This window comes from Parahaliea mediterranea, from assembly GCF_003402235.1.
Taxonomy (GTDB): Bacteria; Pseudomonadota; Gammaproteobacteria; order Pseudomonadales; family Halieaceae; genus Parahaliea; species Parahaliea mediterranea.
This window is the reverse complement of record NZ_QEWO01000009.1, coordinates 60,842-75,966: the sequence shown is the minus strand read 5'-3', so window position 1 is coordinate 75,966 and position 15,125 is coordinate 60,842. Positions and strand designations below refer to the sequence as shown.

General features: G+C 56.6%; 16 protein-coding genes. 8 read left to right on the top strand and 8 right to left on the bottom strand.

Annotation, left to right across the window (positions count from 1 at the left end; all coding sequences use genetic code 11):
* Positions 1 to 95: 95 nt before the first annotated feature.
* A complete protein-coding gene (locus DDZ17_RS20810) occupies positions 96 to 980 on the bottom strand; it encodes a LysR family transcriptional regulator (protein WP_116369005.1) in 885 nt (294 codons plus the stop codon).
* A gap of 295 nt (positions 981 to 1,275) precedes the next feature.
* On the opposite strand from DDZ17_RS20810, the gene DDZ17_RS23070 reads away from it, so the two are divergent.
* Positions 1,276 to 1,563 carry an ArsR/SmtB family transcription factor gene (locus tag DDZ17_RS23070; RefSeq protein ID WP_116368969.1) on the top strand — a complete coding sequence of 96 codons (288 nt, stop codon included), beginning with the start codon at positions 1,276 to 1,278 and terminating at the stop codon, positions 1,561 to 1,563.
* 103 nt (positions 1,564 to 1,666) lie between these two features.
* Here the strand turns inward: DDZ17_RS23070 and DDZ17_RS20800 are convergent, their stop codons facing one another.
* Positions 1,667 to 3,064: a heavy metal sensor histidine kinase gene (locus tag DDZ17_RS20800; RefSeq protein ID WP_116368968.1), complete on the bottom strand. Its 1,398-nt coding sequence runs from the start codon at positions 3,062 to 3,064 to the stop codon at positions 1,667 to 1,669.
* Positions 3,051 to 3,743, bottom strand: coding sequence for a heavy metal response regulator transcription factor (locus DDZ17_RS20795; protein ID WP_116368967.1), 693 nt, complete (start codon positions 3,741 to 3,743; stop codon positions 3,051 to 3,053). Before DDZ17_RS20795 ends, DDZ17_RS20800 begins: the two co-directional genes overlap by 14 nt.
* A gap of 193 nt (positions 3,744 to 3,936) precedes the next feature.
* On the opposite strand from DDZ17_RS20795, the gene DDZ17_RS20790 reads away from it, so the two are divergent.
* The 7 genes from DDZ17_RS20790 to DDZ17_RS20760 all read left to right on the top strand — a co-directional run bounded on the left by DDZ17_RS20790 (position 3,937) and on the right by DDZ17_RS20760 (position 9,867).
* Positions 3,937 to 5,733 carry a copper resistance system multicopper oxidase gene (locus DDZ17_RS20790; RefSeq protein WP_116368966.1) on the top strand — a complete coding sequence of 599 codons (1,797 nt, stop codon included), beginning with the start codon at positions 3,937 to 3,939 and terminating at the stop codon, positions 5,731 to 5,733.
* A complete protein-coding gene (locus DDZ17_RS20785) occupies positions 5,730 to 6,701 on the top strand; it encodes a copper resistance protein B (protein WP_241505985.1) in 972 nt (323 codons plus the stop codon). The genes DDZ17_RS20790 and DDZ17_RS20785 overlap by 4 nt, the downstream gene beginning before the upstream one ends.
* A gap of 52 nt (positions 6,702 to 6,753) precedes the next feature.
* A complete protein-coding gene (locus DDZ17_RS20780) occupies positions 6,754 to 7,050 on the top strand; it encodes a hypothetical protein (protein ID WP_116368965.1) in 297 nt (98 codons plus the stop codon).
* Between the two features lie 65 nt (positions 7,051 to 7,115).
* Entirely contained in the window at positions 7,116 to 7,679 is a 564-nt protein-coding gene (locus DDZ17_RS20775; protein WP_116368964.1) for a c-type cytochrome, read from the top strand.
* Between the two features lie 47 nt (positions 7,680 to 7,726).
* Positions 7,727 to 9,079 (top strand): APC family permease, encoded by a 1,353-nt coding sequence (locus tag DDZ17_RS20770; protein WP_116368963.1) that lies wholly within the window; start codon positions 7,727 to 7,729, stop codon positions 9,077 to 9,079.
* A 32-nt stretch (positions 9,080 to 9,111) separates the two neighbouring features.
* On the top strand, positions 9,112 to 9,330 hold the full coding sequence (locus tag DDZ17_RS20765; protein WP_241505984.1) for a hypothetical protein: 219 nt from the start codon (positions 9,112 to 9,114) through the stop codon (positions 9,328 to 9,330).
* Positions 9,331 to 9,408: 78 nt separating this feature from the next.
* Positions 9,409 to 9,867 carry an ATPase gene (locus tag DDZ17_RS20760; RefSeq protein ID WP_116368962.1) on the top strand — a complete coding sequence of 153 codons (459 nt, stop codon included), beginning with the start codon at positions 9,409 to 9,411 and terminating at the stop codon, positions 9,865 to 9,867.
* Positions 9,868 to 9,956: 89 nt separating this feature from the next.
* Here DDZ17_RS20760 and DDZ17_RS20755 read toward each other — a convergent pair whose 3' ends face one another.
* From DDZ17_RS20755 to DDZ17_RS20735, 5 genes are all read right to left on the bottom strand, one after another.
* On the bottom strand, positions 9,957 to 11,231 hold the full coding sequence (locus DDZ17_RS20755) for an ATP-grasp domain-containing protein (RefSeq protein WP_116368961.1): 1,275 nt from the start codon (positions 11,229 to 11,231) through the stop codon (positions 9,957 to 9,959).
* Between the two features lie 62 nt (positions 11,232 to 11,293).
* A complete protein-coding gene (locus DDZ17_RS20750; protein ID WP_116368960.1) occupies positions 11,294 to 11,674 on the bottom strand; it encodes a DUF1622 domain-containing protein in 381 nt (126 codons plus the stop codon).
* A gap of 24 nt (positions 11,675 to 11,698) precedes the next feature.
* Positions 11,699 to 12,463: a cytochrome c3 family protein gene (locus tag DDZ17_RS20745; protein ID WP_116368959.1), complete on the bottom strand. Its 765-nt coding sequence runs from the start codon at positions 12,461 to 12,463 to the stop codon at positions 11,699 to 11,701.
* Positions 12,460 to 13,218, bottom strand: a complete 759-nt coding sequence (locus tag DDZ17_RS20740; protein WP_116368958.1) for a hypothetical protein — start codon at positions 13,216 to 13,218, stop codon at positions 12,460 to 12,462. The genes DDZ17_RS20745 and DDZ17_RS20740 overlap by 4 nt, the downstream gene beginning before the upstream one ends.
* Complete coding sequence (locus tag DDZ17_RS20735) at positions 13,215 to 15,122, bottom strand: FAD-binding oxidoreductase (RefSeq protein ID WP_157976775.1); 1,908 nt, start codon at positions 15,120 to 15,122, stop codon at positions 13,215 to 13,217. Before DDZ17_RS20735 ends, DDZ17_RS20740 begins: the two co-directional genes overlap by 4 nt.
* Between the last annotated feature and the right edge of the window lie 3 nt (positions 15,123 to 15,125).

Genomic DNA, 15,125 nt, shown 5'->3' with positions numbered 1-15,125 from the left:
CAGAATCCTGGCGGTGGTCTCGAGTCTTGTCATAGCGTCGATGCTTTTTGTATCTTGAGGCAGATATAAAAAGAATGGCGGTGGGTGCAGCGGGTCTAATTGCTGACGTAATTGACCCGTCGGATAAAGTTTCTCAATTGCTTCGATGGCTCATTGTCTGGTCGCAGCAAGTAGGTCGTCAATATAAAAGTGTTGTCAGCCAGGGGTCTCGTGACGACGTCTTTGTGGTGTGATACTTCTGCGTGTGCTGTCGTGGAAAAGCCCACTCCATATCCGGCGGCGACCAGTGTAAGCATCAGGTCATGGGTAGATACTCGCTCGGCAACGACAGGGCTCTCATTGCTTGATCGGAGCACTTTGTCCAGTTGTTGGCTGCATCCTTCGCAATTCTGTGGATCACACAGAACCAGGGGATATCTCATTACTTCCTGGAGGGGCACGTGTTTGTGCGTCAGCAAAGGGTGTCTTGCCGGCATGGTAACCACGAGAGGGTCGTGCCAGACAGGCTCGGCGAGAATCCCGTCCTCGATTTCATCGGCGAGCGCCAGCCCGGCGTCGTATAAGTCATTACGCAGCCCCAGCAGTTGCTGTGAGAAGGGCATCTCTGACAAACGAATCTCGACTTCGGGTTCTTCTTCTCGACAGCGGGCGAGTAGCATGGTCAAACGACTGCGTGCGATGCCATCGGAGAGCGCAATGCGCAGCTTGCCGCGATAGCCGGAGGCTGCTGCTTTGGCATTGGCTTTCGCCTGATCCAGGCAAAGCAGGACTCGGCGAGCATCTTCAAGGAAGACCTCGCCGGCCCAAGTCAGTCGTGCTCCACGTGATGTTCGCTCAAGTAGCAGCACGCCGAGCTCGGTTTCCAGGTTCTTGATGGTTCGAGAAAGGGGTGACTGCTCGATATGAAGGCGCTCGGCCGCACGACTGAAATGCAGCTCTTCGGCGACGGCAATGAAATAGCGTAGATGGCGTAACTCCATGTCAAACATCCTCCCTGTACAACGCCACCAAAATGCGATCCTTGGGCCAGACCGGTTAAACGCGGCCTGGCGGATCGACTTGTCGTGCCGGTTCCCCCCCCTGGCTGGAGCTGGCGCCTGGCAGGCGGCGTCAGCTGGCGGTGAAAGCAGTCAAGAGGACCGCGGTTCTCTATACGCTTGGAGTCCGCGACGGGGTGTCCACTGCGGATCGCTTTTACCTTGTCGCGCCCAGTGATGTCATTGTGTTGACGTGTTAAGTATTGACTTAATTAAGCTCTTTCAACAATATCACAGAATGAACAGCTTTTCTGCCATTGCCGACCCTACGCGTCGAAGAATCATGGAGTCTCTGGCGCAGGGTCCCCTTTCGTCGGGAGAAATCGCAGGGTTGTTCCAGATATCGGCCCCAGCAGTATCCCAGCATTTGAAAACTTTGCGCGAGGCGGGGTTGGTTCAGGTGCGTATTGAAGCTCAGTGGCGGATCTATGAGTTGGACAGGGAGGGGGTTGATAAGCTGGTTGCGTGGGTGAGCATGCTGGGCTCCTCGGAAATGGCTGGCTGTGACTACAGAAAACATTATTGATAGTGTGCTGAGGATTTGGTTAAAGGATATCAATCGGTAGATTTTGTGTGAGGGTTCTGGTTGACATGAATGAGTCCTGACGTTGTACTGCTTTTCCGCGAGCTCATGTGGCTACGGGGAACCAAAGGGTAAATGTGGTCGTATCCGGGGTGGAGGCAGCTTCTACACGGCCTCCGTGTGCCTCGACGATGGATCGCGTGATCGCCAAACCCAGTCCAGCCCCTTCGCTTTGGCGCGTCCTGGATGGGTCGGCCAGATAGAAGCGATTGAAGATAAGGGGCAGGTGTTCTGCGGGAATTTTTGGTCCTGGGTTGCGTACACTCAGCGATACCTCGTTGCTCGAGTGACTGGCCAACCGCACTTCTATCTCTTTGCCCGATGGAGTGTGGCGAATCGCATTGGACAAGAGGTTAGAAACAGCTCTTCGCAACATGGCGCGATCGCCGTGTATGGTTGGCACCTTGCCAGTCAGCAGCAGTTGAACTTGCTTATCCTCTGCCAGGGCTCCGAAAAAATCGAAAAGCTCCCTGACTTCCCGGGCCAGATCCAGAGGTTCGTGAACGGGCTTGAGCAAGCCATGGTCGCTCTTGGCCAGCCACAGCATGTCGTTGACCATTTTGGCCAAGCGCTCTTGCTCCTCCAGATTGGAGTACAGCAACTCCTGATATTCCTCGAGAGCTCTGGCCTTGCCCAGCCCGACCTGAGTTTGGGTAATGAGGCTGGTGAGCGGGGTGCGCAACTCGTGGGCAATATCGGCGGAGAAGTTGGAGAGGCGGGTGAAGCTGTCCTCAAGCCGCCCGATCATGTCGTTGAACGAATCAACCAGGCCCTGCAATTCTCCGGGTACTTCGGCGCGCTCCAGACGCACATGTAGTTGGTCGGCCTGGATGCGAGACATCTTTTCGGAGAGCCCTCGCAAGGGGGCGTGCCCCTGGTGTACGCCGAACCAGGCGGCCACTACGGTGGCGACGCCGGCAAGGCTCATGATAAGCCATAGACTTTGACGAAAGATTCGCAGAAACTGCGAGTGAAATTCCATATCAATCGCCGTGGTGATTTGATAATTCCGACCGTTGACATTCGCTTGCTTGATCACGCCCCGATAGGTTTTGCCATCCGACTGCCAGGTATACAACTGGGCAGGACTGATGCTGGTGACCGGAAGTAACGCTTTCGTCGGTTGTGCGAGATCCGCACCGGGGGTGCTATAGAGAATGGCTCCCCTGGGATTCTGTACCTGGTAGTAGACGCCATGGTGCCCCGACACGGCCCGGGACAGGAATTCGAGCAACCGTACCGGTTCGTTGTCGGCCTCACGGAGTGATTTCTCTATCGCCTTGGTCATTACCGCCAGCTCGCCGGCGTCCTGCTCGGCAAAGTGACGTTCCACCGCATTTAATACCAGGTTACCGATCACGATCAGGCTGAGGCCGATAGCCATCCCCACGAACACCATTACCCGGCTCGTGAGCGAAAGGGGTTGGCGGCTAAGGCGCTTCATCGTCGGTTTCTGCGTCGAGTTTGTACCCCATGCCGCGGACCGTGTGGATCAACTTGGGCTCGAATTCATCATCTATTTTGGCACGCAGACGACGGATGGCCACGTCAATCACGTTGGTGTCGCTGTCAAAGTTCATGTCCCAGACTTGCGAGGCGATCAGCGATCGTGGCAGCACTTCGCCCTGCCGGCGCATCAGAAGCTCCAGTAGTGAGAACTCCTTGGCGCTGAGCGCAATTTTCCTGCCGGCGCGTGTCGCCCGCCGCCTGGGGAGATCCAACACAAGATCGGCAACACACAACCGATCTGTCTGCACAGGCACCGTGCTCCGTCGCAGCAGGGTACGCACGCGCGCCAGCAGTTCCGCAAAGGCAAACGGCTTGACCAGATAATCGTCGGCACCGAGTTCCAGCCCCTTGACCCGGTCATCCACGCTGTCGCGGGCCGTCAAGAAGAGCACCGGTGTCTGTCGGCCTGCCTCGCGCAGCGATTGCACGATGCGCCAACCATCAACATCCGGTAGCATGACATCCAGGATGATCAGGTCGAAGGTTTCGGTCATGGCCAGATGATGGCCGTCCAGGCCATTGCGAGCGAGAACGACTAAAAACCCAGCCTCGGTCAGGCCCTGGTGAAGGTAATTACCTGTTTTTATTTCGTCCTCCACTACCAGAAGACGCATAGCGAGCGCTCCCTTACAGAATGTCCTCAACAGTCTAGCGGCTGAATTCCAACGGCAAGATGACGCATAGATTACATAATTGTCATGTTAGAGTCATGCTGGCGACAGGGTGAGTTGGCTAACGTAAGGGCCGCGATGGGTAGAAGCCCTGTCGGGAAGGCAACTAGATGTTACCGAGTAGGGAGGAGATTTCATGAGTGATTCGATGCCAGGCAGGTTATTGCCTCTGTCACGACGGCGTTTTGTGCAGGGCTTGGCGGCCGGTGGCGTATTGGCGTTGTCGCCGGGATGGCTACAGGCGCGTGCAAACGGCGGGGGCAGTACGCAAACGGGTTTGGCGCCAGTGCTGACAGGGCGAGAGATCGATCTCACCATCGCCGAGACACCAGTCAACTTTACCGGCGTGACACGCATGGCGACCACAATCAACGGATCCATTCCCGGGCCCACCCTACGCCTGCGAGAGGGCGACGAAGTGACGATCCGGGTCACCAATCGGTTGCCAGTGTCTACTTCAATCCATTGGCATGGCATCATTCTGCCATTTCAGATGGACGGCGTGCCGGGAATCAGCTTCTCCGGTATCGCTCCCGGCGAAACCTTCACCTATCGATTCAAGCTGCAGCAAAGCGGCACCTATTGGTATCACTCCCACAGCGGCTTTCAGGAAATGACCGGCATGTACGGCGCGCTGATCATCGAGCCCCGCGAAGGAGAATCCATCCGCGCCGACCGGGATTATGTGGTGCAGCTGTCCGACTGGACCGACGAAGATCCCATGCGGGTATTCGGCAAACTGAAGATCCAGGGCGACGCCTACAACTTCAATCAACCTACTGTCGGCGACTTTTTCCGCGATATTTCCAGCCTCGGATTGGCGGGAGCCTTGGATAAACGCCAGATGTGGAACCAGATGCGCATGAATCCGACGGATCTGGCCGATTTGTCAGCCGCCACGCTGACCTACCTGATGAACGGCACGACGCCCGCTGGCAATTGGAGCGGACTGTTCAAGCCGGGCGAACGTGTTCGCCTGCGCTTTATCAACGGTTCCAGTAACACCTTCTATGATGTCCGTATTCCAGAACTCAAAATGACCGTGGTCCAGGCGGACGGCCAGGACATAGAACCAGTAAGCGTCGATGAATTCCGTTTTGGCCCCGGCGAAACCTATGACGTATTAGTGGAGCCACGCAACGATGCCTATACCATTTTCGCGCAGAGCATGGAGCGAACCGGCTATGCGCGCGGAACCCTGACGGTGCGCGAGGGCCTCGAAGCAGCGGTGCCCGCGCTGGATCCCGTGCAATGGCTGACCATGGCCGATATGATGGGCAACATGGATCATGGCGCGATGAGTCACGATGCTATGAAGGACATGGATCATTCAAGTATGGGCCACGGTGGGGCTGCGATGGACCACAGCCAACACGCCATGCAGAAAAATCCACTGGCCAGGCCCTCCCGTGAGGTGCGCCACGCTAGTACCGAATATGGTCCGTCGGTAGACATGCGGGTCGAGATGCCGCGCACCAACCTGGATGACCCCGGTGTCGGACTCCGCAACAATGGCCGTCGCGTACTGACGCTTGCCGATCTACGTTCGCTTGACGGCGTACTGGACGACAGGCGCGCCCCGGCACGTGAGATCGAGCTGCACCTGACCGGCAACATGGAGCGTTACAGCTGGTCCTTCGATGGCCTGGAGTTTGGTCAGAGCACCCCGGTTTCCATGCGCCATGGTGAGCGTCTGCGGGTGATCCTGCAGAATGACACCATGATGACCCATCCCATGCATCTGCACGGCATGTGGAGTGAGCTGGAAAATGACCAGGGAGAGCTGCTGGTGCGGCGCCACACCATTCCGGTGCAGCCGGCCCAGCGAATCAGCTTTCTGACGACCCCCAATGACCTCGGGCGTTGGGCCTGGCACTGCCATCTGCTGTTTCATATGGACGCGGGCATGTTCCGCGAGGTGGTGGTGTCATGAATAAACTGCATCGTTATGGCTTCTTCACTCGCTCGGCTGTGCTCGGCATGTTGACGCTGGCCAGCCTGCCGGTATGGGCGCAGTCTGACGATCCGCACAGCGGACACGGTTCTTCGTCGACAGCGGCCCGAGAAGCTCCAGAACAGGTCAAGGCTGTGCCGTCTTCTCAACAGGCACAAGCCACCAGCAGCAGTAGCAGTAGCATGAATTCTGCTGATATGAACATGCAGGGCGGTGAGGCTCCCACCGATGCCCGTGACCCACATGCTTATTCCGACGGCTATACGCTGACAGATGGCCCTTATACGCTGTTTTCGCAACGACAATTGACGCTGGCCGATGAGCACCGCTTTCGGGCCCTATTGGCCGATCGCCTGGAATATGACGCCGGTAGCGAGACCGGGGTTTTCGATATTCAGGGCTGGTATGGCACGACCTTCAACCGTCTGGTGGTCAAACTCGAAGGCGACGTCGCTGATGGCCGTCTTGAAGAAAGTCAAACCGATGTACTCTGGAGCCGTGCGTTGAACGGCTATTTCGATACCCAGTTGGGTATACGGATGGATCAGTACGACGAGGGCAGAGATCGCCAGTGGCTGGCTTTCGGTTTGCAGGGTCTTGCCCCTTACTGGTTTGAACTGGATATGACCGCCTATTTGGGTGAAAGCGGCAGAACCGCACTGACGCTCGAAGCGGAGTACGAGCTCCTCCTGACCCAACGATTGATTCTACAACCCCGTGCCGAGCTGACGCTTTACGGCAAGGATGATGTGGACAATGACCTGGGAAGTGGGATATCAGATAGCGCCCTTGGTCTGCGACTGCGCTATGAGTTCTCGCGCCAGTTTGCCCCTTATGTTGGAATTGAGTGGACAAACAAATATGGCAATACTGCCGACTTTGCCCGCGCGGCTAATACACCTGTGCGCGATACGCTTTATGTCGTGGGTGTACGGTTGTGGTTCTAAAGCGTCCGAAAGACGCATTTTTAAGTGGTTACTACTATAGAGGAATCAAATCATGAAGCGTAAACCCCTTTCCTGGCTCCTGGCCGTCCCGGCACTGGCATTGACGTTGTCCGTCCAGGCGCACGAACCCGAGGAACATATGAAGGATGCGGAACAGCCTGATTGTATGGCGATGAAGGATATGGATCATTCAACGATGGACATGAATGACCCCGTCATGCAGGCAATGATGAAGAAGTGTATGGGCGCAATGCACGGCGATCCATCTGAATCTGATATGGAGGATTCCGACCATAACACTGACACCAAGGAGTCAGAAGGCAAAAAGCCGGCCGAACACCAGCATTAACCTGACAGTGTGAAGCCAACCTTTGCGCAAAAATGGGCAGAGGTCCAAGCCCTGAAGGAGTTTGCATGGCCGCTATGAAGATTTTTTCCTGTTTCAAATGCCTCGCTCTCACTGCGTTGCTGGCTCTCGTTGGCGGAGTCGCATTTATGTACGCGGGTATTTACCCCATGGGCGCGGACGTGCCACACAATCGCTTGACCTACTGGGTACTGGAAACCTTGCGCGAACGGTCCGTAGCACGCGCGTCCAATGGTATCCAGGTGCCCGCCGATCTGGATTCACCCGAACGCCTGCTGAACGGCGGAGCGGACTACAATGACATGTGCTCGGGCTGCCATCTCAAGCCCGGCAAAACCCAAAGCGATTTCACCTTGGGGCTGTACCCCGCGCCGCCCGATCTCACGGAAGTCCATGACACACACGGCGGTGACGCCGAGGCAGAGGATCGGCGCCGGTTCTGGATCATCAAGCACGGCATCAAGGCCTCCGGCATGCCGGCCTGGGCGCCCGGGCACGACGACGAGCGCATCTGGAATATGGTGGCATTCTTGAAGCGCCTGCCGGAACTGTCGCCGGAGCAGTATCAGATTTTGACGGCTCGCGGCGACAATAATCAGGACCATCACTGATGTGAGGTCGGCCTGCTTTACTCACCACGCAAGCATCCGGGGGAATCATGCCCGAAGATAAAGATAGAACGCCCCACTACAGGGAAGGCAGCCTGACCTTATGGGGCACCGTCATGCTGGGAACCGGCGTCATGATCGGCGCCGGTATCTTTGCGCTGACCGGGCAGATGGCCCAGATGACGGGCGTGCTGTTTCCGCTGGCGTTTCTGGCCGCAGCCGTGATCGTCAGCTTTAGTGCCTATTCCTACATCAAAATTTCCAATGCCTATCCCTCGGCGGGCGGTATCGGCATGTACCTGCACAAGGCCTATGGCGATCGCCTGCCGACGGCGTTCAATGCCCTGCTGATGTACTTCTCCATGGTGATTGCCCAAAGCTTTCTGGCAAGAACGTTCGGATCCTACACCATGCAGCTGTTTGGTGGCGATGAGAGCGGACGTATGGTGCCGATCCTCGGGGTTTCACTTCTATTGGCCGCCTTTGTGATCAATCTGATGGGCAACCGCCTTATCGAGAGTGTTGCGTCGTTCATCGGTATTCTGAAAATCGGAGGCATTCTAATTTTTGGTGTCGTGGGTGTCTGGATTGCCGATAGCATTTCCGTCGATTTCTCCCGCACGGGAGAGGCCGGAACCCTGGGAAATTTCCTGGGTGCGACCGCACTCGGGATACTGGCATTCAAGGGTTTCACAACGATTACCAACAGCGGTTCGGAGGTGAAAGACCCGCGACGTAACGTGGGGCGCGCCATCGTGATTTCCATCGCCGCGTGCGTGGTGATCTACACGCTGGTCGGTTTTGCCGTTGCCAGCAACCTGTCGCTCTCAGAGATTATTGAAACCCGGGACTATTCCCTTGCCGCCGCGGCTCGACCGGCGCTTGGGGAATACGGCGTGTGGTTCACGGTGGCCATCGCCATGATGGCCACCGCTGGCGGCATTCTCGCCAGCATCTTTGCCGTTTCGCGCATGCTGGCCATGTTGACGGAAATGAAACTGGTTCCACACCGTCACTTTGGCATGCCGGGTAGTATCCAGAAGCACACACTGGTGTACACCGTGGTGCTTGGCCTGATCCTCACCGCATTCTTTGATCTCTCGCGGATTGCGGCGCTGGGCATTGTCTTTTACTTGATCATGGACATTGCTATCCACTGGGGTGTTCTTCGCTATCTTCGTGTTGATATCAGCGCTAGAGCGTGGGTGCCGGCCACGGCTATTTTTCTCGATTTGCTCGCCCTCGGAGGCTTTGTCTGGGTCAAGCTCAATACCGACCCCTTTGTGATCGGTGTTGCTGTTGCCGCCATGCTTGTCATTGCGATTGCCGAGTGGATCTTCCTGAAACGGTCGGCGGGCGCCAGACAATCCGAACAGGAAGAATCACATGCACACCACCACTAAAACTTGGGACTAGAGCCGAGGAGCACACCATAATGGAGAATCATATGCTGGGTAACACAATGTGGGCGGGACACTGGCTGTGGATGCTGGTGGTCGCCGTTGTCGTCGTCATTCCGGTCTGGCGTATCTGCCAGCGCACAGGCTATCCGGGTTGGATGGGACTCCTGATACTGTTTCCCGTCGTTAATCTCCTTTTCCTGTATTTCATAGCATTTACGGCCTGGCCGGCGGATAAAGCCGGGGGAGCATAATGGCTGAGCACCGGCATGCTCACTTACCGCCGCCGGCCGATAAGGCCACTTGTTGGAATCATTGAGGATAGATTCAGTATGGAAATCAAAACATTTTATGATCTGATCGAATGGACCCGTGAATTACACGCGAAATTGGCGAAATGCCTCGCACATTGTGCTTCCCGTCACGGTGATGAACGGGCCTCAATGCTGCTAGAGTATCTGGCGTCTCACGAAACCGAAATGGAGAAAATGGTTGCGGCGTTTGAGCGGCAGGCCGATCCCAAGGCCGCGCACACTTATGTGTATGATTACATACCGCATAATCCCATTACGACACATCTGGATTGCGATGATCACTACGCCAAACTGGATGCCGATGCGATCAGTGCGGAAGTGTTCGATTTTCACGAGCAAATAATCGATCTTTACCAGTCGCTCGTGGGTAAGGCGGAAATTCGGGAAGCCGCGGAACTGGTGCAATCATTGCTGGCTATGGAGGAACACGAAACCAAGCGGTTGGTCCGGCAGGTAGAGCGAATGGACGACCTGTAACCAGTAAAAAGGGGCCTTTACCTATCGCGGGACCCGCCGGGATGACCCGGTCGATCCGTGGGGTCCGGGTTGAAAGAAGCGGGTGATGATCAATCTTTAAGGAGTAAGGGCGCAAAGCCGCCGCCTGGCGTACGGAAATTGGTGGTCTGGCCCCGATACAGCCTTGCCGCGGCCAGAAGCAGGGTGCTGCGATAGGTATACAGGCGCACGTCCACCTTAAGTTTTTCCCGCTCACCATCGACCAGAACCAGGCGCTCGGAGGGCGGCACATAGGCTTGAGCGATATAGTCGCTTTCGAGAATCCGGGCAAAGGTGCTTTTGGTGAGCTTGCTGCCCCGGTATACGCCCTTGCTGCCATGGCCGGCCACCGGTTTGAAGAACCACTGTCGCCGTTCCCGCCAAAGATCCTCCCCGTTACTGGCGGTGACCTGTAGGGTGCGGGGAATACCACGGCGGAGCAATTCGGCGTGTTCAGGACTCAAGCCCCAAGCCATAAGCGTTGCGTGATCCGACAATACCGCCAGGTTGCGTTTGTCCGCCAACAGGGCATGGACAAAGGGGTTGGGGGTTATGACGGCGCCGCCGTCCAGCCAGGCCGAGCGCAAGGCGTCGTGTTCGGGGGTTTCGAGCCCGAAGTCGACCAATCGGTTGTAAACCAGGTCGATTCGCTTGTCACCAGCGTATAACGCGCCCGCCGCATATTTGAGATCAGTGGGGGTGAGTATGACGGTATCGATACCCTTGTTGCACAAGAGCTGCTGCGCCAGCCGGAACTCGGGGTAGAGATGCTGTTCCTCAGGCTTGTCATCGACGATCGCTATGCTCTGCGGGCGTCCACTGCCCCGCTGGGCGCGCCATTCACTTTCGAACTGGGCGATCACTGCGGTGTCGAAGTCTTCGGCCCAGGAGGCTCGCGTAGCGCCACCGCAGCAGGGCAGTTGGGCCCGTGCCAGCACGGCATTGAGGAACGCGCCCCCCGCGTTGGTATTGACCTCGATCAGTCGGGGTCCCTCCGCGCCGAGGTGGAAATCATAGCCCATAAAGGCACCTGTGGGTCCGGGGTTGATCATGGCATTCTGCGGGGCCCAGGACAGGACCCGTCGCCGATAGTCGGGGAGGGCGGCAGCGGCCTCCAGAGCCTGGACGATGGCCAGCATATGGTCCAATTCCTGACCGGGAACGAAGACAGCGGCATTGGAAAAGAGTTGCTGCCAGGCCGTGCTGGACAGGATTTCGCCGGCGTTGTCCCCCAACTGACTGGCAAGATTGGCAACGATTGCTGGCCGATCGAGGGTGACGCAGAGACAGTGCCGGTTCAGCCTTTCCGCTTCTGTCTGTTCCGGCGTATCATCGGTTGGTTGCAAGAGCTGTCCTCGATTTACTTTTGCGCTGGCCTCTTCATACCGTCTGAGCCCTGCGCTCTTTGCTAACTGCTTTTATCGGATTGGTCATGACGAGCATTGGTCATTGTTGGCCTGTCTGCTCTGCCGGGCACAACGGCGTGACGCAATTCGTAGGCGATGCTCAGACTGAGAACCGTTCTGACCAGGATAACGGCGGCCAGAAGTGCGATGCTTTCCAGTGACGGGGTATGGAGCGTGGCGAGAATGTCAGCTGCAATCAGAAATTCCAGAGCCAGAACCAGGCGCTGCCCGAGTTGCAACCGTACCGGTTCTACATCTTCACGCACGCCGCTATGGTGCCAAGCACGTACCAGATCGTAGAGAGACAGGCCAACCGCGCCGATTATGATGACGCCGCCAATTCCCTCAAGAACCAGCACAGTAACGTGTAGCAACATTTCCATAATATCAACTCCTGGCGGAAGATCTCAGTGATGCTTGTACCAACCTACGCCCTTGATGTCGTTCCAATCGTTGGTTTTATGACAGAGAAAGCATTGGGAAACTTCCGCGTGCATCACGTTGGCAACCTTCATTGAAACCATTTTGAAGTGTCCCATGTAATGGCTGGGCGGCGCCTGATGACATTGCGCACAGTCGGTGGACGTCGCTGACGGATGACTAAACTCGGGTACGCTCCAGGCTGTTGTCGAGTGGCAGGACGCGCAATCCGAACCAAACAGTGTGCGATGCGGATCCTGATTGGAATGACAGCCCGCGCAGTCTAGACCTGCTTCCCCCTCTGTTATTCGCGAGTGTGCCAGCCTAATGTTGCTACGCTGAATGCGCTCATTGACTGGGATACTTTCCATGGCAATTCTCGCCAACACTTCATGATCCATCGGTATGGACTGTCGATCACTATCCATGTGCTCGATATGGCAGCTGCGGCAATTGCCGATATCGGCATGGAAAGCCGTGGACTGGGTGGCCAAAATCCCCTGATTGTTGGCGTGACAGACAATGCAGTTGGCCGCTTCCGGCCCCTTGACGGTGGTATGGCACGCGGCGCAGTCATGTTCCAGGAAGGAATGACCTGACGACAGAGGCCCTGGACTTGCCATGCGTTGCCAGGCAGTGGCTTCCAGCAGGGATGACCGTTCACCACCCGGGTGAGGCTTCCCCAAGTAGACCCAGAAAAAGAGGGCAGTCGCGATTGCCACGGCAGTGATCAGGTACGGCCAGAGCTTCATGTGAACCACCTCAACCCGAAATGAATGCCCGCCCAGACATGCAGGGCAAGCAGTCCGTAAAGCACGAAGGCAATGGTAATGTGAAACCTGAGCCACCACGTGAAAGCCGTCTTGAAAAATTCATGCATCTTGATGGCGTACTCAATCTCTGCCATGGCATCCGCCAGTGCGAGAGCTCGTACCGGTGCTGGACTCTCTTGCTGAATCTCCTCCTGCAACAACAATCTGTCTGCAATCCAGCGTGTGAACAGTCCAGAGAACGGGCGGAGCATGGATATCTGGCCATGGTCGGAGGCCAGGTCAGTGGCCACCTGGCGGTATTGTATGTCCAGCTGGGTCAGGGTCTCGCGCTTTTCGCGGATGGTTTGCGAGAACCGCGTCAACAAGTAGCGACCGGAAAAACCACTGAGCACAACAATCAGCGTCATCGCCGTCAGCGCGATACCAAGGGTGCTGTCGAACTTGTGGCTTGAGTGAATGATTACCAGGATAGGTCCAAGGACACCCGCGTAGATATGCCATGTCAATAGCGTGCGCATGGAAACGAATCGCGTGATCCAGCGGTTGAGGATCTTCACACGCTTTACCACGAGATAGGCCAGCGGCACGAGCATCAGGACAGCCCCGGACACGCCGAGCACCCCGCCCCAGACGCTGCCGGCAAAACGGGGGGAGCGATGAAAAAGAAAACCCAGCCAAAAGACAAGCATCAACAGGACGAGGGCGGTGATGATTATGCGTTCGCGCTCTTTCATGCCTTCACCGATATGTCACTGGTGGCACTGGCTTGACAGGCCAGGATGATGTGGTTCTCCTTGTCCCCGGGCTGCAGACCATCTTCGACCGCCATGCTGACTTCGCCGGAAAGCAATTTAACCCGGCAAACACCGCAGATTCCCGAACGGCAGGAATAATCGATATCGACACCGAGCTCCTCAGCAACATCCAATACCACTTTGTCAGGTGGCAGGGAGCCGGCTTTGTTCGAATCAATGAAAGTCACGGTGGGCAAGCCTGCCCTTTCGGAACTGGATCCCTCCGGCGTCCTGGCTTGGGCAGCTTTCGGCAAACGCTCCTCCTTGCCCAGTGCCGGGCCGAAGGCCTCCGTCTTGATCCGTTCCTGGGATACTCCGAGTTCCGCGAGCAGCTGCTTTGTCGCTTCCATCATCGGTACCGGACCGCAGATATGAATATAGCGTGACGGCAGATCCGATACTGTCTCAGTTATGAGCTCCTTGGTAATACGACCGTGCGGCCCCGGCCACACGGTTTCACCGTCCTGCGAGACGGTAATGACCACCTGGAGATTGGGGTGACGGCGTTGCAGGTAGTCCAGCTCCTCACGAAAGATAATATCGTCGGGATTGTGGCAGCCGTAAATCAGGAAAATATCCCCATTCCAGCTGCGATCAAGGAGATAACGCAGCACGCTCATAAGAGGGGTGATCCCAACACCACCGGCAATCAGCAGTATGCATTTGCATTCACGGCCGGTGAAAACGAATGAGCCAGCAGGGCCTGAAAACTCCAGTATATCGCCCTCGTGCACTGCAGAATGAAGATGGCTAGATACCACACCCTCTGGTGCGTGCTTGACCGTCAGTTCGATGTAGTCCCGCTGGCTTGGGGAAGAGGCGATGGTGTAACTGCGACGTACGCGTTGACCACCGCTCGGCACCATGACAGTCATGAATTGACCCGGAAGGTAATCGAAGGGCAAGTGGCCTCCAGCCGGATTGATGAGCCGAAAGGTTTTTACATCGGCTGTCTCCTGAAAAATTCGACCGACGCGCAATTGTCCGTACCACCTTTGAGTGGTGGGCGTAGTGGTATTCACTCCACGTTTGTGCTGCTGGTTGTCAGGCTGCGCCGAACTTTGGGCAGCGGGCAACACACCTGCGTCAAGGCCCGTCGCCGTCAGGCTTCGTAGAAGCCGTGAAGCACGCCGCATCTTGAGCAATTGCAGCCAGAGCAAGGTGACCACGAACAAAGCGGAACTCAGCATGACCCAGAAATGAAACCAGGTCACACCCAGAATGCGACCCTGAATTCGTCGTGTGGCAGGCGATTCAGGTAATCCCATTTCGCTTCGGAACCAGTCAAGTGCCACGGTTCGGGGATCGTTGGTTCCCACAAGCGCGCGATGAGCCGCCAACCCGCTATCAAAACGAGCCATTCCCTCATGCAGCAGTGCAATCGCCTGTTGCATGGCTTCGTAATCATTCGAGGACAACGAATTCGCCAGGCTATCCAGGCCTTCAGTCATCAGATCGGTACCGCTCGCCATGCGGTCGTGCGCAGAGGCCTCGACCTCCGCACGCTTTTCCGGGGAAAGCTCCGGGAGCGTCATCAAGGAGGGATAAAGCTCTCTGGGCGGTGGAACACCCATCTGGCGCATCATATCGCCCATGCCTTCCATCATCCCTGGATTCGCGGCACCCGAAGGAGCAGGGCTTGGCTGATTAGGTGCGGGTGAGGGCGCGGGCGCACCAGGATGGTGCGCTTGATGATCCTCGGGAGATACCTGTGCGGTAGCCTGAAGGTTAAAAAATCCTGTGAATACGATGGCAGACAACGCGAGAATTAGGGCAGTTCGCGTTCGGAGGCAATGCAGGATCGCTGCCAATGCTTTTTTGAAAAAGTGTTGAAAAAAGCTCACTAC